Origin of the sequence: Azospirillum aestuarii (genome assembly GCF_016632405.1) — a bacterium.
GTDB classification, from domain to species: Bacteria; Pseudomonadota; Alphaproteobacteria; order Azospirillales; family Azospirillaceae; genus Azospirillum; species Azospirillum aestuarii.
Window position 1 is genome coordinate 729848 of the sequence record NZ_JAEPIV010000002.1, and the last position, 20676, is coordinate 750523.

General features: G+C 68.1%; 22 protein-coding genes. 5 read left to right on the forward strand and 17 right to left on the reverse strand.

The window, feature by feature from the left end:
• Positions 1-14 precede the first annotated feature (14 nt).
• Entirely contained in the window at positions 15-569 is a 555-nt protein-coding gene (locus JJL56_RS08055; RefSeq protein WP_200484857.1) for a Uma2 family endonuclease, read from the forward strand.
• 18 nt (positions 570-587) lie between these two features.
• On the opposite strand, the gene JJL56_RS08060 is transcribed toward JJL56_RS08055, so the two are convergent.
• The gene (locus JJL56_RS08060) at positions 588-1577 is read right to left on the reverse strand and encodes a 2-hydroxyacid dehydrogenase (RefSeq protein ID WP_145623097.1); all 990 of its coding nucleotides are present in this window, start codon (positions 1575-1577) and stop codon (positions 588-590) included.
• A gap of 207 nt (positions 1578-1784) precedes the next feature.
• Here JJL56_RS08060 and JJL56_RS08065 point away from each other — a divergent pair, with 207 nt between their 5' ends.
• Positions 1785-2345, forward strand: a complete 561-nt coding sequence (locus tag JJL56_RS08065; protein ID WP_200484859.1) for an SH3 domain-containing protein — start codon at positions 1785-1787, stop codon at positions 2343-2345.
• 20 nt (positions 2346-2365) lie between these two features.
• On the opposite strand, the gene JJL56_RS08070 is transcribed toward JJL56_RS08065, so the two are convergent.
• The 5 genes from JJL56_RS08070 to JJL56_RS08090 form a co-directional block, all read right to left on the reverse strand.
• The gene (locus tag JJL56_RS08070) at positions 2366-2959 is read right to left on the reverse strand and encodes a DUF3501 family protein (protein ID WP_145623099.1); all 594 of its coding nucleotides are present in this window, start codon (positions 2957-2959) and stop codon (positions 2366-2368) included.
• On the reverse strand, positions 2956-3375 hold the full coding sequence (locus JJL56_RS08075; protein WP_014238831.1) for a rubrerythrin family protein: 420 nt from the start codon (positions 3373-3375) through the stop codon (positions 2956-2958). Before JJL56_RS08075 ends, JJL56_RS08070 begins: the two co-directional genes overlap by 4 nt.
• A gap of 184 nt (positions 3376-3559) precedes the next feature.
• On the reverse strand, positions 3560-3991 hold the full coding sequence (irrA, locus tag JJL56_RS08080) for an iron response transcriptional regulator IrrA (protein ID WP_145623100.1): 432 nt from the start codon (positions 3989-3991) through the stop codon (positions 3560-3562).
• Between the two features lie 149 nt (positions 3992-4140).
• Positions 4141-5538, reverse strand: coding sequence for an NAD(P)H-dependent flavin oxidoreductase (locus tag JJL56_RS08085; protein WP_186452777.1), 1398 nt, complete (start codon positions 5536-5538; stop codon positions 4141-4143).
• Positions 5539-5766: 228 nt separating this feature from the next.
• Positions 5767-6516, reverse strand: a complete 750-nt coding sequence (locus tag JJL56_RS08090) for a glycerophosphoryl diester phosphodiesterase (RefSeq protein WP_145623101.1) — start codon at positions 6514-6516, stop codon at positions 5767-5769.
• 65 nt (positions 6517-6581) lie between these two features.
• Between JJL56_RS08090 and JJL56_RS08095 the strand changes: the two genes are divergently transcribed.
• Positions 6582-7616, forward strand: coding sequence for a lysine-2,3-aminomutase-like protein (locus JJL56_RS08095; protein WP_200484861.1), 1035 nt, complete (start codon positions 6582-6584; stop codon positions 7614-7616).
• On the opposite strand, the gene JJL56_RS08100 is transcribed toward JJL56_RS08095, so the two are convergent.
• Positions 7617-8171, reverse strand: coding sequence for a TspO/MBR family protein (locus JJL56_RS08100; protein WP_200484863.1), 555 nt, complete (start codon positions 8169-8171; stop codon positions 7617-7619).
• A gap of 126 nt (positions 8172-8297) precedes the next feature.
• Between JJL56_RS08100 and ypfJ the strand changes: the two genes are divergently transcribed.
• The gene (gene ypfJ, locus JJL56_RS08105) at positions 8298-9191 is read left to right on the forward strand and encodes a KPN_02809 family neutral zinc metallopeptidase (RefSeq protein WP_145623104.1); all 894 of its coding nucleotides are present in this window, start codon (positions 8298-8300) and stop codon (positions 9189-9191) included.
• 90 nt (positions 9192-9281) lie between these two features.
• On the opposite strand, the gene pnp is transcribed toward ypfJ, so the two are convergent.
• The 8 genes from pnp to rimP form a co-directional block, all read right to left on the reverse strand.
• On the reverse strand, positions 9282-11402 hold the full coding sequence (gene pnp / locus JJL56_RS08110; RefSeq protein ID WP_145623105.1) for a polyribonucleotide nucleotidyltransferase: 2121 nt from the start codon (positions 11400-11402) through the stop codon (positions 9282-9284).
• A 281-nt stretch (positions 11403-11683) separates the two neighbouring features.
• Entirely contained in the window at positions 11684-11953 is a 270-nt protein-coding gene (gene rpsO / locus JJL56_RS08115) for a 30S ribosomal protein S15 (protein WP_035670129.1), read from the reverse strand.
• Between the two features lie 15 nt (positions 11954-11968).
• Positions 11969-12907 carry a tRNA pseudouridine(55) synthase TruB gene (truB, locus tag JJL56_RS08120; RefSeq protein WP_200484864.1) on the reverse strand — a complete coding sequence of 313 codons (939 nt, stop codon included), beginning with the start codon at positions 12905-12907 and terminating at the stop codon, positions 11969-11971.
• Positions 12897-13475, reverse strand: a complete 579-nt coding sequence (rbfA, locus tag JJL56_RS08125; RefSeq protein WP_145623107.1) for a 30S ribosome-binding factor RbfA — start codon at positions 13473-13475, stop codon at positions 12897-12899. The genes truB and rbfA overlap by 11 nt, the downstream gene beginning before the upstream one ends.
• A gap of 127 nt (positions 13476-13602) precedes the next feature.
• On the reverse strand, positions 13603-16332 hold the full coding sequence (infB, locus tag JJL56_RS08130; RefSeq protein ID WP_200484866.1) for a translation initiation factor IF-2: 2730 nt from the start codon (positions 16330-16332) through the stop codon (positions 13603-13605).
• 14 nt (positions 16333-16346) lie between these two features.
• Positions 16347-17066, reverse strand: a complete 720-nt coding sequence (locus tag JJL56_RS08135) for an RNA-binding protein (RefSeq protein WP_145623109.1) — start codon at positions 17064-17066, stop codon at positions 16347-16349.
• Between the two features lie 30 nt (positions 17067-17096).
• The gene (nusA, locus tag JJL56_RS08140) at positions 17097-18632 is read right to left on the reverse strand and encodes a transcription termination factor NusA (protein ID WP_145623110.1); all 1536 of its coding nucleotides are present in this window, start codon (positions 18630-18632) and stop codon (positions 17097-17099) included.
• Positions 18633-18686: 54 nt separating this feature from the next.
• The gene (gene rimP / locus JJL56_RS08145) at positions 18687-19172 is read right to left on the reverse strand and encodes a ribosome maturation factor RimP (protein WP_094301442.1); all 486 of its coding nucleotides are present in this window, start codon (positions 19170-19172) and stop codon (positions 18687-18689) included.
• Positions 19173-19476: 304 nt separating this feature from the next.
• Here rimP and JJL56_RS08150 point away from each other — a divergent pair, with 304 nt between their 5' ends.
• On the forward strand, positions 19477-19800 hold the full coding sequence (locus JJL56_RS08150; protein ID WP_145623111.1) for an antibiotic biosynthesis monooxygenase family protein: 324 nt from the start codon (positions 19477-19479) through the stop codon (positions 19798-19800).
• Here the strand turns inward: JJL56_RS08150 and trmB are convergent.
• Together trmB and JJL56_RS33000 are read right to left on the reverse strand one after the other, a co-directional pair.
• Entirely contained in the window at positions 19769-20479 is a 711-nt protein-coding gene (gene trmB / locus JJL56_RS08155; RefSeq protein WP_145623112.1) for a tRNA (guanine(46)-N(7))-methyltransferase TrmB, read from the reverse strand. The genes JJL56_RS08150 and trmB overlap by 32 nt on opposite strands.
• An 87-nt stretch (positions 20480-20566) precedes the next feature.
• Positions 20567-20676, reverse strand: a 110-nt coding sequence (locus tag JJL56_RS33000) for a hypothetical protein (RefSeq protein ID WP_247890996.1), incomplete at its 5' end; no start/stop codon positions are given.

Consider the following 20676-nt stretch of genomic DNA (forward strand, 5'->3'; position numbering starts at 1 on the left):
AGAGGGCCATACTCATGGGCATGAGCGATCCGGCACCCCGCCCGATGACCGTGGATGAGTTCCTCGTCTGGGACGATGGGACCGACGCGCGCTATGAGCTGGTTGGCGGCCAACCGATCGCCATGGCTCCGCCGTCCGACGCACACGCTCTTCTCGCGGCCAACATCGTCGTCGAGTTCGGGAAACGTCTCCGCCCGCCCTGCCGGGCGCGGGTCGAAGCCGGCATTCGCCTGCCCGATCGTGACGATGCTTGGTTCCAGGCCGATGTTGCCATTGCGTGCGGACCGACGTCGAGCAAGCCGGGGACAGTGGACCCGACCATCATCGTGGAGATCCTGTCGCCGTCCACCGCCCAGTTCGACCGTGGCCGGAAGCTGGCGATCTACCGGGAAATCCCGTCGGTGCAGGAAATCCTGCTGCTCGACTCGACGAAGCGCTATGCCGAACTGTGGCACCGCGAGGACGAACAGAGCTGGGTTGTCCGTGACCTCATCGGGGGTGGGACGCTGCGCTTCCCCTCGGTCGGGGTCGAGATCCCCATGGCCGCCCTGTATGAGGGCGTCCTCTAGACGCCCTCTCCCACCGTCTTACAGCAGCGTTTCCAGGACGCGGTCGGGCGGGGCGTGGCCGTCCGCGAAGGTCTTGATGTTGATGATGACCTTCTCGCCCATGTCGATGCGGCCCTCGATGGTGGCGGAGCCCATGTGCGGCAGCAGGACCACGTTGTCGAGCCGCAGCAGCTTTGGGTTCACCGCCGGCTCATGCTCGAACACGTCCAGGCCGGCACCGGCGATCTCGCCCTTCGACAGCATCCGGGTCAGCGCCGTCTCGTCGATGACCTCGCCGCGCGAGGTGTTGACGATGAAGCAGTGCGGACGCAGCAGCTTCAGCCGGCGCTCCGACAGCAGATGGTAGGTGGCCGGGGTGTGCGGGCAGTTGATGGACACCACGTCCATGCGCGCCAGCATCTGGTCCAGGCTGTCCCAATAGGTCGCCTCGAGCTCCTGCTCGACGTCGGGATAGACGCGGCGGCGGTTGTGGTAGTGGATCGACATGCCGAAAGCGCGCGCCCGGCGCGCCAGCGCCTGCCCGATGCGGCCCATGCCGAGGATGCCCAGCCGCTTGCCCTGGATGCGGTGGCCGAGCATCGTCGTCGGCCCCCAGCCCTTCCACTGGCCGGAGCGGACCAGCCGCTCGCCCTCCGCCAGCCGGCGGCCGACCGCCAGCAGCAGGGCCATGGTCATGTCCGCCGTGTCTTCGGTCAGAACGCCCGGCGTGTTGGTGACGCTGATGCCGCGCTCCCGCGCCGCCTTCAGGTCGATGTGATCCACGCCCGTCCCGAAGGAGGCGATGAGGCGGAGCTGCGGCCCGGCCTTCTCGATCACCTCGCGGTCGATCCGGTCGGTGACGGTGGGGACCAGCACGTCGGCCACCTGCGCCACCTCGATGAGCTGGGCGTGGGACAGGGGTTCGTCGTCGGAGTTCAGCCGTGCGTCGAACAGCTCCATCATCCGCGTCTCGATGACGTCGGGCAATTTGCGGGTGACGACGACGAGCGGCTTCTTCTTTTCAGTCATTGGACGGTGCCTCCCCCATTCCGGGCTGACGCTTGTCCTATCAAGCGGTTGGGAAGCTGTCCAGATGGCAGTGACGATTCGGCGCGCCGCACGGCTCCATGATGTGACAAGAGCCGCCGCCCGCGCCTTGGGCTTGCCCCTGGCGGCTACCCCTAATTATAGTGCCTCCGACTTAAATCCGTTCGATCTCACAGCACGGGGCTGCCGGTGTTGCCGTTGCCGACGACGTCTGCCATCCGCCGCGCGCTTGCCATTCTGGCGCTGGCTGCCGCCACTCTGGCCACCACCGCCCCGGTTACGTCCTCCGCCGGCGCGTCCGAGGGCGGGCGGCGCGAGAAGGACCCGACCCACGCCTCGGGCCTGCCGATCCCCCGTTTCGTCTCGCTGCGCTCGGGCGAGGTGAACGCGCGCACCGGCCCCAACGTGCGCTATCCCATCGAATGGGTGTTCACCCGCAAGGAAATGCCGGTGGAGATCACCCAGGAGTTCGACACCTGGCGCCGCATCCGCGACTGGGAAGGCAGCGAGGGCTGGGTGCACCAGAGCATGCTGTCGGGCAAGCGCAGCGTCGTCATCACCGGCGACATCCGCAGCGTCCGCAAGGAGCCGCACAGTGACGCCGCCGTGGTGGCCCGCGCCCAGCCGGGGGTGATCGGCTGGCTGCGCAAATGCAAGGGCGAGTGGTGCGAGGTAGACCTGAAGGGCTATCGTGGCTGGATGAGCCGTGGGGAGTTCTGGGGCGCCTACAAGGACGAGACGTTCGAATAACGGGCGGGCAAAAGCGCCCTCTACCAGAAATCCCCCGCAAGCTCCGCCCGCACCGCCTCCGGCATCACCGCCATGTGGCCGTAATGGGGATGGCCGATGCCGAGGATCACCTCCGTATCAGGGATGCGGAAGGCGGCGATCTGGTCCGGCGTGAAACCGAAATGCAGGAATTGGACGGCGGACGCCTTGCCCGCCTCGTTCGTGCGCTCCACGTCCTCCTCCGGCCGTGCGGCGACCGTGTGGCCGGCGAAGCGCAGCGTCACCGTCCGCTCCACCCCGCCCAGCCGGCCAAGCTCGGCGGCGCGGCGCGCCGGGTCGGCGATCTCGAACATCACCGTGGCGACCAGCTCCGCCCCCTTGGGGATCAGACCGTTGTAGGCGCGAAGCTCACCGTCGATCTGCGCCTCGCCGCCCCGCTCGATGAACAGCATCTCGTGGACCTGCTGCCACATCGTCTCGTAACTCTCGAAATGGACGACGGCGTAGGGGCCGACCGCGACCCGGCGCCTCTTCTTCACGGCGACCAACGCGCTGCGGCGGGCGGCGCGTTCAAGGGCATAGCGGTCCAGGGGAAGGATGTCGGCGCGGGTGATCTCGGTCCGACGGAGGGTCATGACGACAGTTGGTCCAGCATCCTCTGGAACCGGCCGGCGTGGCTCCGCTCGGCCTTGGCCAGCGTCTCGAACCAGTCCGCGACCTCCTCGAAGCCTTCCTCGCGGGCGGTGCGGGCCATGCCCGGATACATGTCGGTGTATTCGTGGGTCTCGCCGGCGATGGCGGCCTTCAGGTTGCTCACCGTGTCGCCGATGGGCAGGCCGGTGATCGGGTCGCCGGCCTCCTCCAGAAATTCCAGATGGCCGTGGGCGTGACCGGTCTCGCCCTCCGCGGTGGAGCGGAAGACGGCGGCGACCTCGTTGTGGCCCTCCACATCGGCCTTCTGGGCGAAATAGAGATAGCGGCGGTTGGCCTGGCTCTCACCCGCGAAAGCCGCCTTGAGGTTCTGCTCGGTCTTCGTGCCCTTCAGCGACATGGCGGCGTTCTCCAGACGGGGTTCTGTCCGGCCTGGCCGCGTGCGGGCGTGGGGCCTCCGGCGGCCGAGCCTCGGCTACGGCTTATGCCATTGCTCCCCAAAGGCGTCAATGTTCCGGAAATTCCCCGAAGATCCGGCTGGGAGACGGATTTTTTCCGCAAGCGGCCATTGGCCCCTTAGCTTTCTAGCGGTCGTCGCCCTGGTCCGCGCTCAGCCGCACGATCACGTCCACACGGGCGATGCGCGTGCCCGGCGGGGCCGCCGGCAGATGCTGCACGACCACGTCGTCGCCGGGGATGTCCTCCAGCCGGCCGGTCCCTTCCAGGAAGAAATGGTGATGGTCGCTGGTGTTGGTGTCGAAGTAGGACTTGCCCGCCTCCACCACCACCTCGCGCAGCAGGCCGGCGGCGGTGAACTGGTTCAGCGTGTTGTAGACCGTGGCGAGCGACACCCGGAGATCCGCCCCCATGGCCTCGGTGTGGAGCTGCTCGGCGGTGACGTGGCGGTGCTCCCCTTCGAACAGCAGGCGGGCCAGCCCCAGACGCTGGCGCGTCGGGCGGAAGCCGGCCGTCTGCAGGCGGTCGAGGGCGCGCTTGAAGGGTCGGTTGCCAGTCATCGTGGTCTGTTCGCCCTGGTTCTGGTCACAAAGTCGGAACGCGAAACGGACCGCGGCGATCTGCCGCAGCCCGTTCACTTTAGAACGATTTCAGGTCAGGGGGCAAGCGCCCCCCGCAATCACCCTGGCAAGCCCGCCGTCGGCCGGCGTCAGTAGCCGGTGGCGATCCGCTCGACCAGCTGCTTCACGGTCGGGATGAAGCCGTCCTTGTAGTAGGGGTCCGACGCGAAGCGGAAGGCGTTGTGACCGGCGAACATGAGCTGGTTTTCGCAGTCGTCGGTGTGGCTGACCGCCTGCAGGGTCTTCTGGATGCAGTAGGAGCGCGGATCGGCGCGCTTGCCGTTCGTGCCTTCCTCGTTCTGCGCCCAGTTGGAGAAGTTGCAGGCCGACAGGCAGCCCATGCAGTCCACCTGGTCGCGGTGGATGCGCTCCGCCTGCTCCGGCGTGACGAAGATGACCGTGCTGTCCGGCGTCTTCAGGCCGCTGGTGAAGCCCTGGGAGAGCCAGCCCTCGGCGCGGGCCTTGTCCGTCTCGGTCACATAGACCGGGCGGCCGCGCGGACCCAGCGGCAGCTCGGCGGAATGCTCGCCCACCGGCTTGGGCAGATAGGCCACCTGCCGCTCCGACCGGGCCATCAGGTCCATCAGGAACGGGTTCTTGACGGCGGAGGAGTAGAAGCCCGTCGGCGAGAAGCGGTTCAGGAAGACGTCGCCTTCCTTCAGCGTCAGCAGGCGGTGCTTCCAGGCGTTGGAGATCGGGCTCTCCTGGGTGAGCAACGGGCGCGTGCCGAACTGGAAGGCCACCGGGCCGAGGTCGGGGTTGTCGATCCAGTCCTCCCAGTCCGACAGCCACCAGACGCCGCCCGCCATGACGATGGGGGTGTCGTTCAGGCCGAAGCTGTTCAGCATCTGGCGCAGCGCCAGGACGCGGGGGAACGGGTCCTCCGGCTTCAGCGGGTCCTCGGAGTTGGACAGGCCGTTGTGGCCGCCGGCCAGCCACGGGTCCTCGTAGACCACGCCGCCCAGATTCTCGCGGAACTTGTGGTAGGCGCGCAGCCAGAGGGCGCGGAACGCGCGGGCCGAGGACACGATGGGGTAGTAATGCACGCCGTAGCGCACGGCGATCTCCGCCACGCGGTAGGGCATGCCGGCGCCGCAGGTGACGCCGTGGATCATGCCCTGGGAGCCTTCCAGCACGCCGTGCAGGATGTGCTCGGCGCCGCCCATCTCCCACAGGACGTTCATGTGGATGCGGCCCTGGCCGTTCGAGGCCTCGTGCGCGATGCGCGCCTGCGCGATGCCGCCCTGGATGCCGAAATTGATCAGCTCGTCATGGCGCTCGCGCCGGGTCTTGCCGTGGTAGACCTGCGGGAGGAGGTTCCCGTTCTCGTCGTAGTTGTCGGCGTTCACGCCCGAGAATGTGCCGACACCCCCGGCCGCCGCCCAGGCGCCCGAGCTTTCCCCGTTGGAGACGGCAATTCCCTTGCCACCCTCGACGAGCGGCAGAACCTCCCGGCCAGACATCAGCAACGGCTTAAGCGCCTTCAACGAAACCTCCAAGACCAAGAGAGCGCCCGCGCAGGGGCGCCCGGACAGCGCGACCCGAAAGACGACGAAAAACGCCGCCGGGAGTCCTGCCCCCGACGGCCCTGCCGCCATGAGCGATCTATATATGAGGAAATTTCCGTGCGGACGAGCGGATTCGCGGTGTTAGAAAAAAATCTGTCACGGCCACAGTTCCCCAAGCGTCAACCGGCAGCCCCAAGGGCAACCGCTTCACAGGGGTGCCTGTTCCGCCAGATCCGCCGCCAGCCGGCCCGGCGCGTCGGTGAAGACACCGGCCACGCCCCAGCCGAACAGCGTCCGCGCCCGCGCCGCGTCGTTGACCGTGTAGGCCAGCACCGGGCGCCCGGTGGCGCGGTAGGAGGCGACGCTTTCCGCCGTCTGGCGGTCCTGATGGACGTTCAGCGTGGCCGCACCGATGCGGTCGGCGATGGCCGCCCAGTCGGCGGGCGGGTCCCACAGCAGGTAACCGCGCGGAATCTCCGGCGCAAGATCGCGCGCCACCTCCAGGCAAGGCACCTCGAAGCTGGACACCAGCAGGGGCAGGCCGCCGGGCCACAGCCGCTTCAGCAGATCCAGCGCGGCCTCCGCCGTCGGCACCTCCTGTCCGGGATAGGGTTTGATCTCCAGATTCAGACCCAGGCCCAACTTGCGGATCACGCCCAGCGCCTCCTCCAGGGTCGGCACCGTTTCGCCCACGAAACGGGCGTCGAACCAGGAACCGGCGTCCAACGCCTTCAGCTCCGCCAGGGTCAGGTCCGGCACCGGCCCGGCGCCGCTGGTGGTGCGTTCCAACGTGTCGTCGTGGATCAGCACCGGCACGCGGTCGCGGGTCAGCATCACGTCCACCTCGACCCAGGCGGCGCCCTGGCGGGCGGCTTCGCGCAGGCTGGCGAGCGTGTTTTCCGGCGCGCTTTCCTTGGCGCCGCGGTGGCCGATCAGGCGGGGAAGAGTCGACAGCATGGGTCCTGCGGGAGTAAGAGCGGGCCTCTCATACTAGGCGCAAAGCGGCGGATCGGGAACGAGCGATGAAGGCAGCCCACAGCGTGACCGATCTGGTGGCCGCCGGGCTGATGACGCCCGCGGCGGGCGCGGCCGTGGCCGCCGTGGCCGACCGCTACGCCATCGCCCTGACCCCGTACCTGCTGGAGACGCTGGAGAACGCCGCGCCCGGCGATCCCCTGTACGCGCAGTACGTCCCCTCTCCGGAGGAGGCGTACACCGCGCCGGAGGAGCGCGAGGACCCCATCGGCGACGTGGCGCGCAGCCCGGTGAAGGGCATCGTCCACCGCTATCCCGACCGCGTTTTGCTGAAGCCGTTGCACGCCTGCGCGGTCTACTGTCGTTTCTGCTTCCGGCGGGAAATGGTCGGCCCCGGCGGTGAGGCCTTGTCGCCCGACGAGCTGGACGCGGCCCTGGCGTACGTGCGTACGCATCCCGAGGTGTGGGAGGTGGTGGTGACCGGCGGCGATCCCCTGCTGCTGTCGCCGCGGCGTCTGTCCCACATCGTCCGCAGCCTGTCCGACATTCCCCATGTCGGGGTGGTCCGGCTGCACACCCGCATCCCCGTCGCCGACCCGGCGCGCGTCACGGCGGAGCTTGTGGAGGCGCTGAAGGCGCCGGACCTAGCGACCTGGATGGCCGTCCACGTCAACCACGCCAACGAATTGACGGAGGAGGCGCGCGGCGCCATCGCCCGGCTGGCCGATGCCGGCATTCCCCTGCTGGGCCAGACCGTGCTGCTCAAGGGCATCAACGACGACGCGGCAACCTTGGAAACTCTGTTCCGGGGATTGGTGCGCAACCGGATCAAACCCTATTACCTGCACCATCCCGACCTCGCCGCCGGCACCAGCCATTTCCGCCCGTCCCTGGCCGAGGGACAGGCGTTGGTGAAGGGGTTGCGCGGGCGCGTTTCCGGCCTGTGCCAGCCGACCTACGTGCTGGACATCCCCGGCGGTCATGGCAAGGCCCCCGCCGCACCGGGCTGGGTGCGGCCTGACGGCGAAGACGGTTATCTCGCGGAGGACTTCACCGGGGCGACCCACCGCTACCGCGGCTGATCAGCGCGTCCCCAACCCCGGCCCCAGCCCGAACAGCGGGTCCGGGTTCAAAACGACGCCATGAATGGCGACGATGGAGGCGAATCCGGTCCACAGCACCAGCGGCAGCCAGCTCGACGCGATGGCGCGGTCGTCCGGCCAGACCAGCAGCACGCAGGTCGAGGCGATGATGAAATAGGCAATGGTCCAGGCGGCCGCCAGGATCGGGCTGCCCACCGTGAAATAGGCGAATCCGAAGCTGGCGTAGAGCAGCCACAGCGCCCCTTGCATACCGATCAGCGCCGGGCGCCAGCGGATCGTCCAGGGCGCGTTCAGCAACCGCACGCAGCCCCAGAGCTGGATCAGGCTGATGCTGAACCAGACGACGGGGAAGGCCCAGCCCGGCGGCTGCAGCGGCGAGGGCTGATAGCCGGGAAACGGCTCCCCGCCCCGCTCGAACACGCCGTAGGTGTTGGTGAGCATCCAGAAGACCAAAGCCTGCCACCAGTACACGCGGAAGGGCAGCGGGCCGGTGTCGGTTGCGGGTTCCGTCGGGACGAAGGAGCGGTGGTTCATGCCTTAGGAGATGGCACGGCCCCGCTTGCGGTCAAGCGCCCGCGTTGACGCATCCGGCGGAGTGCCGGAACAGCCACGCCCCCTCGCCGGTTTTCCTCTGGCAATGCGTCGGGGGAGGATCGGGCGATGCGGTGGCAGGACGGTCGCGAGAGCGAGAATGTCGAGGACCGGCGCGGCGCGCCCGGAAGCGGCGGCTTCCGCAGGGGTGGAATCGGCATTCCCATCGGGCGCGGCGGCATCGGCATCGGCGGGCTGGCGGTGATCGTGGTGGTGTCGCTCCTGCTCGGCATCAATCCGCTGGACCTGTTGCAAGGCACCGTCCCGCAGGAGCAGGCCCGTTACGAGCAATCCGACGTTCCAAGCAACGGAACCGACGACGAATTGAAACGCTTCGTCTCCGTCGTCCTTGCCGACACGGAGGACACTTGGGCCGCCCAGTTCCAGCAGGTCGGCCGGACCTACCAGGACCCGGCGCTGGTGCTGTTCTCCGGCACGGTGGATTCGGGCTGCGGCTTCGCCCAGGCGGCGATGGGTCCCTTCTACTGCCCGCAGGACCGCAAGGTGTACATCGACCTCAGCTTCTACCGCGACCTGCGCGACCGTTTCCGCGCACCGGGCGACTTCGCCCAAGCCTATGTGATCGCCCACGAGGTCGGCCACCATGTCCAGAACCTGCTGGGCATCTCCGATCAAGTGCAGCAGGCCCAGCGTCGTGCCGGCTCTCAGGGCGAGGCCAACGGGCTGTCGGTGCGGTTGGAGCTTCAGGCCGACTGCTTCGCCGGTCTGTGGGCCAACCACGCGAACCGCGAGCGCCAGATCATCGAGCCCGGCGACGTGGAGGAAGCGCTGACGGCGGCCAGCGCCATCGGCGACGACCGCCTGCAACGCCAGTCGCGCGGCACCGTGACCCCCGACAGCTTCACCCATGGCAGCTCCGCCCAGCGGGTGCAGTGGTTCCGCAAAGGTCTGGAAACGGGCCAGTTGAACGCCTGTGACACCTTTGGTGCGGAGCGGCTGTAGGCGTTCAGCCAAAGAGAAAGGCGCCTTTCGGCGCCTTGCTCCTCCCCGACCCTCCCCCGCTGGGCGGGGAAGGGAGAAAAAAGACCCCTATCAGGCGGCGGGGCCGTCCTTCTTGGTCAGGTCTTCGCCGGTGGCCTGATCGACCTGCTTCATCGACAGCTTGACCTTGCCGCGGTCGTCGAAGCCGATGACCTTCACCTTCACCGAATCGCCCTGCGACACCACGTCCGACACCTTGCCGACGCGCTGCGGCGACAGCTCGGAGATGTGGACGAGGCCGTCGCGGGAACCCAGGAAGTTCACGAAGGCGCCGAAATCGACGACCTTCACGACCTTGCCCGTGTAGACCACGTTCATTTCCGGTTCGGCGACGATGCCCTTGATCCAGTCGATGGCGGCCTGGGCGGCCTTGGTGTCCACCGCGGCCACCTTCACCGTGCCGTCGTCCTCGATGTCGATCTTGGCGCCGGTCTGCTCGACGATTTCGCGGATCACCTTGCCGCCGGAGCCGATCACGTCGCGGATCTTCTCCTTCGGGATGTTGATCACGGTGATGCGCGGGGCATTCTCGTTCACCGCGTCGCGGGCGCCGGTCAGGGCCTGGGCCATCTCGCCCAGGATGTGCAGACGGCCGTCCTTGGCTTGGCCCAGGGCGATCTTCATGATCTCCTCGGTGATCGAGGTGATCTTGATGTCCATCTGGAGCGCGGTGATGCCAGCGTCGGTGCCGGCCACCTTGAAGTCCATGTCGCCCAGGTGATCCTCGTCACCCAGGATGTCCGACAGGACCGCGAAGCCGTCGTCTTCCTTGATCAGGCCCATGGCGATGCCGGCCACCGGGCGCGCCAGCGGAGCGCCGGCGTCCATCAGCGACAGCGAGGTGCCGCAGACCGTCGCCATCGACGACGAACCATTGGACTCGGTCACTTCCGACACCACGCGGAGCGTGTAGGGGAAGTCTTCCTTCTTCGGCAGCAGCGGGTGGATGGCGCGCCACGCCAGCTTGCCGTGGCCGATCTCGCGGCGGCCCGGCGAGCCCATGCGGCCGGCCTCGCCCACCGAGTACGGAGGGAAGTTGTAGTGGAGCATGAAATGCTCCCGGTACTCGCCCTGCAGCGCGTCGATGATCTGCTCGTCCTGGCTGGTGCCCAGCGTGGTGACGACCAGAGCCTGCGTCTCGCCGCGGGTGAACAGCGCCGAACCGTGGGCGCGCGGCAGCACGCCGACCTCCGACACGATCGGGCGGACCGTCTTGGTGTCGCGCCCGTCGATGCGGCGGCCGGTCTTCAGAACGGCGCCGCGCAGGATGTCGGCCTCCAACTCCTTGAACTCGGTCACGATGGCCTGCGTCTCGTGGGCCTCGGCCAGAGCCTCCAGCGCCTTCGCCTTGGCGGCGCCGATCTTCTCGTAGCGGACCTGCTTCACCGTCTCGGTGTAGGCGGCCTCCACGTCGGCGCCGACGGTCGCGCGCAGCTTCGCCTTCAGGGCGGCGCGGTCATAGGCCGGCTCCGGCAGGTCCCACGGCTCCTTGGCGCACTGCTCGGCCAGATCGATGATGGCGTCGATGACCGGCTGGAAGCCGCTGTGGCCGAACATCACGGCGCCCAGCATGATCTCCTCGGACAGCTCCTTGGCTTCCGATTCGACCATCAGCACGCCGTCCTGGGTGCCGGCGACAACGAGGTCGAGCGCGGAACCGCCAACGGCGTCCATGGTCGGGTTCAGCACATACTGGCCGTCGACGTAGCCGACGCGGGCGGCGCCGATCGGACCCAGGAACGGGATGCCGGAGATCGTCAGCGCGGCGGAGGTGCCGACCATCGCGACGATGTCCGGATCATTCTCCAGATCGTGGCTGAGCACGGTGCAGATGACCTGCGTCTCGTTGCGGAAGCCATCGGCGAACAGCGGACGGATGGGACGGTCGATCAGGCGGCTGACCAGCGTCTCCTTCTCCGTCGGGCGGCCTTCACGCTTGAAGAAGCCGCCGGGAATCTTGCCGGCTGCGAAGGACTTTTCCTGGTAATTGACCGTCAGCGGAAAGAAATCGACGCCCGGCTTCGGCGACTTGGCGCCGACGACCGTGCAGAGGACCGTGGTCTCACCATAGGTGACCAGCACCGCGCCGTCGGCCTGACGGGCGATCTTGCCCGTCTCGAACGTCAGCTTGCGTCCACCCCATTCGATTTCTTTGCGGAAAACCTTGAACATGGATTCTTCCTTCCATCCGACACCTAGGCCCGCCGGATTGCTGGCCTAAGCCGGGGTCATCGGTCGTCGGACCCCGCATGTGAAGACCCCTTCGGAGGGCCTGAAACATCAAACGGCCGGTCCCGGAAGGTCCGGGCCGGCCGTTTGACTAAAACATACCTTCGCGAACAGCCGCACGCCCCAACCAGCGCGACACTCCCCTGTGCACCGGAATGCGGCGCGGCGGGTCGAGCGCTGATCGGGACGGATGTTCGGTCACCAGGACGGACGCCTTTTGGAAATCAGCGACGCAGGCCCAGACGCTCGATGAGCGTGGCGTAGCGGCTGTTGTCCTTCTTCTTGAGATAGTCGAGAAGACGGCGGCGCTGGCCGACCATCACCAGAAGACCACGGCGGGAGTGGAAGTCCTTCTTGTGGCCCTGCAGGTGCTCGGTCAGGTTCCGGATGCGCTCGGACAGGATCGCGACCTGGACCTCGGGCGAGCCGGTGTCGTTGGTGCCGCGGGAATAGTCCTTAATGAGTTCCTGCTTGCGATCGGGAGTGATCGACATCGGGGTCTCCATCGTTCATAGGTTGAGAACGCGCACCGGACGGATCTCCGCCCCCTCCACGCGCGCCAGCGCCACCGGCTTTCCGCCAGAAAGCGCAATAACGGTGCCATCCCCACCAACATCGCCGCGCAGCGCCGTGAGGCGTTCGCGGTCCTGCCGGGTGAGGAGTGCCACCGTCTGGCCGTGCTTCAGTCGGTGCGCTTCCGCGTCGGTCAGGGCCAGCGCCGGGATGTCGTCCAGCGCGGTCTCGATCGGCAGCAGAAGTCTTTCGACCGCGGCACCTTGCTCCATCGCGGTCAGATCGTCCAGGGAAATCGCCCCGTCCAGCGTGAAAGACCCGACGCGCAGGCGTCGCAAATCGCGGATGTGCCCCACCGTCCCCAACCGTTCGGCGAGGTCGCGGGCGATCGAGCGGACATAGGTGCCCTTGCCGCAATCCACCTCCAGCACCGCGTGGTCGGCGTCCGGCATTTCGATCAGCTCCAGCCGGTCGATGCGGACGGTGCGGGGGGCGATGTCCACCACCTCCCCCTCGCGGGCGATGTCGTAGGCGCGCTCGCCGTTGATCTTGAGCGCGCAATATTGCGGCGGGATCTGCTCGACGAAGCCCAGGAAGGCGGGCAGAGCGGCGCGGATCGCCTCGGCGTCGGGCCGCACCGCGGAGGTCTCCACCGCCGAGCCCTCGCGGTCGTCGGTGGTGGTGCGGGTTCCCCAGGCCACGGTGAAGCGGTAGGTCTTCTCGCCGTCCATGGCGTAGGAGACGGTCTTGGTCGCCTCGCCCAGCGCGATGGGCAGGATGCCCGTGGCGATGGGGTCCAGCGTGCCGCCGTGCCCGGCCTTCTCCGCGTTCAGGTGGCGCCGCACCTTGGACAGCGCCTGCGTCGAGGTCATCCCCGCCGGCTTGTCCAGCACGATCCAGCCGTGGATCGGCTCGCCCTTCCGCTTACGAGCCACGGCGCCCCTCGCCCTCGCCGCCGTTGCCCTCATCCCCGTCGTCTTCGTCCTCATCCTCGTCGTCGATGTCTTCATCGTCGTCGAGGTCGTCCGTTTCGGTCTCGTCCTCCTCGTCCCACCCGTCGTCCTCGTCATCATGGTCGTCGTCGCCGTTCACACGGTCGGCGAGCGAGCGATAGCCGACGTCGCGGGCGACCGCCGGGCTGTGCAGAATGTCGTCGATGCGACCGGCATAGTCGAAGGAGGTGTCGGCCTCGAAGCTCAGCGTCGGGGCGTGACGCAGGTTGATGGCGCGGGCGACCTGGCCGCGCAGGAAGGGGGCGGCGCGGCGCAGGGCCGACAGCGTCTCGTCCATCGGGCCGCCGCCCAGCGGCGTGACGAAGGCGGTGGCGTTGCGCAGGTCGGGGCTGATCCGCACCTCGGTCACCGTGACGTTCAGTTCCGCCAGTTCGGGGTCGTGGAAGTCGCCGCGCCGGAACAGGTCCGCCAGGGCGTGGCGGATTTCCTCGCCGATGCGGAGCTGGCGCTGGGACGGCGGCTTTCCGGCCAGGTCGTGTTTCTTTCTCATGCTGTCGATCCCGAATGCGGTGCGAGAGGGATTTGTCCCTCCGCGAAAACGCGACAAGGGCGCATGGGCGCCCTTGTCGTCTCTAAGCCGGTTCGTCTCTAAGTCGAGCCGGGGTGCGGCGGCGGGCTTACAGCTCGCGCGCCACCTCCTCGATCTCGAAGGCTTCGATGATGTCGCCAGCCAGGATGTTGTCGTAGTTCTCGAAGGCCATGCCGCACTCGTAACCCTCGCGCACTTCCTTGACCTCGTCCTTGAAGCGCTTGAGCGTCTTGAGCGTGCCCTCGTGGATGACGACGTTGTCGCGCAGCAGGCGGCAACCGGCGCCGCGCTTGACGGTGCCCTGCGTGACCATGCAGCCGGCGACCTTGCCGACCTTGGTGATGTTGAACACCTCGCGGATCTCGGCGTAGCCGATGAAACGCTCGCGCAGGGTCGGCGACAGCATGCCGGTGAGGGCCGCCTTAACGTCGTCGATCACGTTGTAGATGATCGAGTAGTAGCGGATCTCGACGCTGTCGCGCTTGGCCATGTCGCGGGCCTGCGGGTTGGCGCGGACGTTGAAGCCGATGACCATCGCGTTGGAGGCGTTCGCCAGCGTGATGTCGGACTCGTTGATCGCACCCACCGACGCGTGCAGCACGCGGACCTTGACCTCGGTGTTCTCCGCCGTGAGCTTCTCCAGGGCGTTGGAGATCGCTTCGATGGAGCCCTGCACGTCGCCCTTGATGACGACCGGCAGTTCCTTGGCCTCGCCGGCCTGGATGCGGCTGAACATGTCCTGCAGCGAGCCGCGGGCCGACGCTGCGTTGGCGGCTTCGCGCTTCTTGCGCTGGCGGAACTCGGCGATCTCGCGGGCACGGGCTTCCGACTCGACGACGGTGAAGTCGTCGCCGGCGAGCGGCGTGCCGTTGAGGCCGAGCACCTCGACCGGGCTGGCCGGGGCGGCCTGCTCGACGCTCTGGCCGCGGTCGTTGACCAGGGCGCGGACGCGGCCCCACTCCGACCCGGTGACGAAGACGTCGCCGACCTTCAGCGTGCCGCGCTGGACCAGCACGGTTGCGACCGAACCGCGGCCGCGCTCCAGCTTGGCCTCGACCACGACGCCTTCGGCGGTGCGGCCGGGGTTGGCCTTCAGCTCGAGGATTTCCGCCTGCAGGAGGATGGCCTCCTCCAGCTTGTCCAGGTTGCGCTTGGCCTTGGCCGACACTTCCACGGTCTGGATGTCGCCGCCCAGCTCCTCCACGACCAGCTCGTGCTGGAGCAGTTCCTGGCGGACACGCTCCGGCTTGGCGTCGGGCAGATCGATCTTGTTGATGGCAACGATGATCGGAACCTTCGCGGCCTTGGCGTGATGGATCGCCTCGATCGTCTGCGGCATGACGCCGTCGTTCGCGGCGACGACCAGCACCACCACGTCCGTGACGTTGGCGCCGCGGGCGCGCATCTCGGTGAAGGCGGCGTGGCCCGGCGTGTCGATGAAGGTGATCTTCGCACCCGACTCCAACTGCACCTGATAGGCGCCGATGTGCTGGGTGATGCCGCCGGCCTCGCGGCTGACCACGTCCGTCTGACGCAGGGCGTCGAGCAGCGAGGTCTTGCCGTGGTCGACGTGGCCCATGATCGTGACGACCGGGGGACGCGGCATCAGCGCCGTCTCGATGTCGTCGTTGAGGCGCAGGCCGACCTCGACGTCCGCCTCCGACACGCGGCGCACGCGGTGGCCGAACTCGGCGATGACCAGTTCCGCCGTGTCGGCGTCGATGGTCTGGTTGATGGTGGCCATCACGCCCATGCGCATGAGCTGCTTGATCACGTCCGCGCCGCGTTCCGCCATGCGGTTCGCCAGCTCCTGAACGGTGATGACCTCGGGCAGCACGACGTCGCGGGTCACTTTCTGCGTCTCCTGACGGCTCATCTGACGGAGCCGCTCGCGCTCGCGGGCACGCCGGACGGCGGCCAGCGAACGGGTGCGCTCACCATCGTCGCTCAGCGCCTGCGAGACGGTCATCTTGGAGCCCTTGCGGCGGTCGGCGCCCGGAGCGGCCTTGCGGACCGGAGCCGGCGCCGGGGCCTTCTTGTTGCCCGGCTTGCCGCGGCGGTCGTCCTCTTCCTCGCCGAAGCGGGGAGCGGCCGGAGCGCCCGGACCACGGGCGGCCGGAGCCTCCGTGGTGGCCGCGGTGCGCGCACCGGCGCCACCGGCGGCGGGACGGGCACCAGCGCCCTGCGGACGGGCCTGTTCGGTGTCCTTGCGCTTGGCCTCGTCGGCCTCCTTGCGCTTGGCTTCCTCTTCCTGGCGGCGGCGTTCGGCCTCCTGGGCCTTGGCGCGCTCCGCCTCCTCGATGCCGCGCATCTCGGCCAGCTCGCGCTGGCGCAGAGTCTCGGCGTCGAGAATCTCCGGCTCCGCCTCGACCACCTGGGCCGGCTGGGACGCCGCCTCCTCGGCGGCGCGGGCGGCGGCCTCCGCGGCCAGGACGGCGGCCTCGGCCTCCTCCTCGGCGCGGCGGCGGTTGTCTTCGGCCGCCCCCTGGAGGGCGCGGATGCGCGCCTCGCGTTCCTGGTTGGTCAGTTGACGGACGGCGCCGCCGCCACCGCCGCGCTGGCGCTGGCCCGGCCCACCCCGGACGGGGATGCCCTGGGCGGCCTGACGCGCGGCGGCGCCGCCGTCGGCCACGCCCGGCAGAGCACCCTTCTCCACGGCCCGCTTACGCTTGACCTCCACGGTCACGGGCTTCGACCGGCCATGGGAGAAGCTCTGCCGGACCTGGGTCTCGACCGGCTTCTTCAGCTCCAGCTTCCCTTTGCCGGAGCCGGAGAGGTGCAAGACTTTCTTTTGGTCCTGGTCGTTGCTGTCGGTCATCGGTTCCCGAATGGTCAGACGTTGCTTACGTGGCCGGCCGGCGGAGAGCCGGCGACAAAGCCTTTGATACCCTTGAGACGCGCGGAGTCGCGTGCCAATCCCTTGGCCAGCTTCCCGCGCGCCACCACCGCATGCACGGCGTTTTCCCGTCCCAGTGCCGCGGCCATCGCCGCGGCGTTGAACAGGTCCACAACCGGCATATCCGGCGCCAGCGCTGTGATCTTGCCCCGCTGGTCGGGCGAACCGTCGCTGGCCTCGACCAGCAGATAGGGCGGTCCGGCGCGTCCGACCTGATTGGTCTTCAGCGCCTCGCGCACCTTTTCGTATCCGGCCAGAGCCTGCCCGGCCCGGCGCGCCAGCCCGAAGGCATCCAGGCACCGCCGCTCCAGCAGCTTCTCCAGCCGCTCCGCCAGATCGGGGGGGACGCGCACCGCGCGCCGCGCCGCCTTGGCGAACATGTTCTTGCCGATGGCCTTCGTAAAGGCCGCCTTGTCCCCCGACAGCCAGAGGCCGCGGCCCGGAAGCCGTTCCTCCAGATCGGGCACGATCTCGCCATCGGGTGATACCACGAAACGGATCATGCCGTCTTTCGGCTGCACGGTGCCGGTGGCGATGCAGCGGCGCAGCGGACCCTTTTCCAGGTCCGCCGGCAACAGCGCATCCCCTTCGACCGCGAGGTCGTCCGGTTCACCGTCCGCCGGAGTCTGTTCGTTCCTGTCGCTCAGTCCAACCATCCGTACCGTTTGTGCGTCCTAAGTCCCGGCTCAGCTCTGCGCCGCCTGGTCGTCGGTGGAGGGTTGCGCCGCGGTGGGCGCGCCTTCCTCGCCGTCGAACCAGTGGGCACGGGCGGCCATGATGATCTCGTTGGCCTCGTCTTCCGTCGGGGCCTCCTTGCCGAGAATGTCGCGCAGCTCGTCCGCGGCGAGGTCGGCGAGGTCGTCCATCGTCTTCACGCCGTTCTCCCCCAGCTTCACCAGCAGGGTCGGGCTGAAGCCGGTGACGTCCGCCACCGCGTCCTCGACGCCGAGCGTCTGGCGCCTCTCGGTCATGCGGACGTCCTGCTCCTCGAGGAAGTTGAGGGCGCGCTGCTTCAGCTCTTCCGCCACATCCTCGTCGAAGCCTTCGATTTCGGCCAGCTCCTCGGTCTCGACGTAGGCGATCTCCTCCACGGAGGTGAAGCCCTCGGCGACCAGGAGATGGGCGATCACGTCGTCCACGTCCAGCGCGTCCATGAAGAGCTGCGAACGGGTGCGGAACTCGTCCGACCGGCGCTCCGACTCCTCCTGCTCGGTCAGGATGTCGATGTCCCAGCCGGTGAGCTGGGTGGCGAGGCGCACGTTCTGGCCGCGGCGGCCGATGGCCAGCGACAGCTGGTCGTCGGGCACCACCACCTCGATGCGGCTGTTGTCCTCGTCCATCACGACCTTGGCGACCTCGGCCGGGGCCAGGGCGTTGACGATGAACGTCGCCGGCTCCTGGTTCCACTGGATGATGTCGATCTTCTCGCCCTGCAGCTCGCCGACGACCGCCTGGACGCGGCTGCCGCGCATGCCGACGCAGGCGCCGACCGGGTCGATGGAGCTGTCGTTGCTGAGCACCGCGATCTTGGCGCGGCTGCCCGGGTCGCGGGCGACCGCCTTGATCTCGATGATGCCGTCGTAGATCTCCGGCACTTCCTGGGCGAACAGCTTCGCCATGAACATCGGATGGGTGCGCGACAGGAAGATCTGCGGGCCGCGCGCTTCCTCGCGCACGTCGAAGATATAGGCGCGCACGCGGTCGCCGTTCTTGAAGTGCTCGCGCGGCAGCAGCTCGTCGCGGCGCAGGATCGCCTCGGCGCGGCCCAGATCGACGGTGACGTTGCCGTATTCGACGCGCTTGACCAGACCGTTGACGATCTCGCCGGTGCGGTCCTTGTATTCGTTGAACTGGCGCTTGCGCTCCGCGTCGCGGACCTTCTGGACGATGACCTGCTTGGCCGTCTGGGCGGCGATGCGGCCGAAGTCGATGGGGGGCAGCGGATCGACCAGGAAGTCGCCGAGCTGGGCGCCGGGCTTGCGGCGCTGGGCGTAGGCGAGGGTCACCTGGGTCGCCTCGTTCTCCACCGCCTCGACCACCTCCAGGTGGCGGGTCAGGTGGATGTCGCCCGTCTTGCGGTCGATGCGGGCGCGGATGTCGTGCTCGTGGCCGTACTTGGAGCGCCCGGCCTTCTGAATCGCCTGCTCCATCGCCTCCAGGACCTCGTCCCGGTCGATGTTCTTTTCGCGGGCAACCGCGTCAGCGACTTGCAGCAGTTCCATCCGTCACACTTCCTGGACTGGCGTTTGTTCTTCGAGTGAAGCCCGGAGCGGCCGTCAACCCTGGCCCTGGCTGGCGCGGATCAATTCATCCGTCAAGACCAGCTTGGCGCGCAGGATGTTGTCGAACTCCAGCCGGGCGGCTCCCTGTTCCGATTCGATGCACACGAGGCCGTCTTCGACGCCCTTCAGCATGCCCTTGAAGCGCTTGCGGCCATCGACGGCGAGCCGGGTCTCCAGCTTGGCCTCGAAACCGGCGAAACGCTCGAAATCCTTCAGACGGGTCAGCGGCCGGTCGATGCCCGGCGAACTGACCTCCAGCGTGTAGGCGCTCTTGATCGGATCTTCAACGTCGAGCACCGCGGAGATCGCGCGGCTGATGTCGGCGCAGTCTTCGACCGTCATGGGCGCGCCGTCGGCGCGTTCCGCCATGACCTGCAGAACCATGCGCTGCCCACCGGTCAACTGCACACGCACGAGTTCGTAGCCCATGGCCTCGACCGACGGCGTGATGATCTGCTCGATACGACCGGTTGCTTCCATTCCACCTGACCCGCCCCCGCGGTCTCCCCTGGCACAGCGCCCTGGGACCAACACGGGGATTCGATACGCTGATAAAAAAATAAGTGGGCCAAGGCCCACCCGCAAAGCGTCCCGCCGGCCCGGTTTCCCGAGCCGCCGATCCGTATGGGTTCATGCGGTGAATATAGACATTCCGGAGCAAGCCGCAAGCGCTTTTCCGCAAGGTCCTATGCCAGGCGCTTGGTGAGCGGGTCCGCGCGGGGTAAGGTCAAGGCTTCGGCGGCCTTCGCGCCGCACGGAAAACAGCCTGAGGAGGCCGCTCACCGTGATCCTCGAAACGGCTCTCCTTGCGGTCAAACCCGGCCAGGGCCCGGCCTTCGAACAGGCGATGGCCGAGGCGCAGCCCCTGATCGCCGCGACTCCGGGCTTCCTCGGGCTGGAGGTGCGGCCCTGCCTCGAGGCGCCGGACCGCTACCTGCTGCTCGTCCGCTGGGACCGGTTGGAGGATCACACCGAAGGCTTCCGGGGGTCCGAGCGCTACGCCCGCTGGAAGGCCCTGCTCCACCGCTTCTACGACCCGTTCCCGGTGGTGGAGCATTACGGAGAGCCGGTGGTGTCTACCCCCGCGCCTTGCGGACGAAGCGCATGAAGACCGGCTTTCGCCCGGCCTCGATGGCCTTCTCCTCATAGCGGGTGGGCGGCCAGTCCGCGATGCGGTGACGCCAGTCGGACGGGCCGCGGGCCGTCCATTCGAAGTCTGGGTGCCGGACGGTGTGCTCCAGCATCCAACGCACCAGCCCCATGTCGTCGCTGGCCAGCCGCAGTTCCGCCCCGTCCTTCAGCACGCGCGCGAGACGCGGCAGGTTGTCCGGGCCGATGAAGCGGCGCTCCCAATGGCGTTTCTTCGGCCAGGGATCGGCGAACAGCACGAAGGCGCGCCCGATGGAGGCGTCCGGCAGGGCGTCGAGCAGCGGGCGGGCGTCGTCCGGCAGGATGCGGACGTTGTCCTGCACGCCCTCGTCGTCCACCAGCTTGAGCAGGCCGGCCACCCCGTTGATGAAGGGCTCGGCTCCGATCACGCCGACGTCGCGGTTGTTCGCCGCCTGCCAGGCCATGTGGTGGCCACTGCCGAAGCCGACCTCCAGCCAGACGTCGCGCATGGGGTTGGCGAACAGGGCATGGGGGTCGATCCGGTCGCCCGGCTGAGGCACCGGGATTTCCAGCGACGGCAAAAGCCCATCGAGCAGTTCGGTCTTGCGCTTGCGGAGCGGACGCCCCTTGCGCCGTCCGTAGAGCCTTTTGGACGAGTCCAGGAAGGAGTCGGTCATCGTGACAGCAGGGTCCCGAAACGAACGCAGGGGCCGCGTGGCCCCTGCGTCCCGGACGGACGGGTCCGGTCTTGGAAGAAGCCGCTCTTAGAAGAAGGCGGCGCGCAGGTCGTTGACGAGGTCGGTCTTCTCCCAGGAGAAGCCGCCGTCGGCCTCCGCCTCGCGGCCGAAATGGCCATAGGCGGCGGTGCGGGCAT

What these genes read in the sequence shown, in the direction of transcription:
- trmB (WP_145623112.1), bottom strand. Translation starts at nt 20,479, where the DNA reads ATGACCGACTCCTTCCTGGACTCGTCCAAAAGGCTCTACGGACGGCGC.
- rpsO (WP_035670129.1), bottom strand. Translation starts at nt 11,953, where the DNA reads ATGTCGATCACTCCCGATCGCAAGCAGGAACTCATTAAGGACTATTCC.
- JJL56_RS08075 (WP_014238831.1), bottom strand. Translation starts at nt 3,375, where the DNA reads ATGTCGCTGAAGGGCACGAAGACCGAGCAGAACCTCAAGGCGGCTTTC.
- infB (WP_200484866.1), bottom strand. Translation starts at nt 16,332, where the DNA reads ATGACCGACAGCAACGACCAGGACCAAAAGAAAGTCTTGCACCTCTCC.
- JJL56_RS08095 (WP_200484861.1), top strand. Translation starts at nt 6,582, where the DNA reads ATGAAGGCAGCCCACAGCGTGACCGATCTGGTGGCCGCCGGGCTGATG.
- JJL56_RS08090 (WP_145623101.1), bottom strand. Translation starts at nt 6,516, where the DNA reads ATGCTGTCGACTCTTCCCCGCCTGATCGGCCACCGCGGCGCCAAGGAA.
- JJL56_RS08100 (WP_200484863.1), bottom strand. Translation starts at nt 8,171, where the DNA reads ATGAACCACCGCTCCTTCGTCCCGACGGAACCCGCAACCGACACCGGC.
- ypfJ (WP_145623104.1), top strand. Translation starts at nt 8,298, where the DNA reads ATGCGGTGGCAGGACGGTCGCGAGAGCGAGAATGTCGAGGACCGGCGC.
- JJL56_RS08070 (WP_145623099.1), bottom strand. Translation starts at nt 2,959, where the DNA reads ATGACCCTCCGTCGGACCGAGATCACCCGCGCCGACATCCTTCCCCTG.
- JJL56_RS08135 (WP_145623109.1), bottom strand. Translation starts at nt 17,066, where the DNA reads ATGGTTGGACTGAGCGACAGGAACGAACAGACTCCGGCGGACGGTGAA.
- rbfA (WP_145623107.1), bottom strand. Translation starts at nt 13,475, where the DNA reads ATGAGAAAGAAACACGACCTGGCCGGAAAGCCGCCGTCCCAGCGCCAG.
- pnp (WP_145623105.1), bottom strand. Translation starts at nt 11,402, where the DNA reads ATGTTCAAGGTTTTCCGCAAAGAAATCGAATGGGGTGGACGCAAGCTG.
- rimP (WP_094301442.1), bottom strand. Translation starts at nt 19,172, where the DNA reads ATGGAAGCAACCGGTCGTATCGAGCAGATCATCACGCCGTCGGTCGAG.
- irrA (WP_145623100.1), bottom strand. Translation starts at nt 3,991, where the DNA reads ATGACTGGCAACCGACCCTTCAAGCGCGCCCTCGACCGCCTGCAGACG.
- JJL56_RS08055 (WP_200484857.1), top strand. Translation starts at nt 15, where the DNA reads ATGGGCATGAGCGATCCGGCACCCCGCCCGATGACCGTGGATGAGTTC.
- nusA (WP_145623110.1), bottom strand. Translation starts at nt 18,632, where the DNA reads ATGGAACTGCTGCAAGTCGCTGACGCGGTTGCCCGCGAAAAGAACATC.
- JJL56_RS08060 (WP_145623097.1), bottom strand. Translation starts at nt 1,577, where the DNA reads ATGACTGAAAAGAAGAAGCCGCTCGTCGTCGTCACCCGCAAATTGCCC.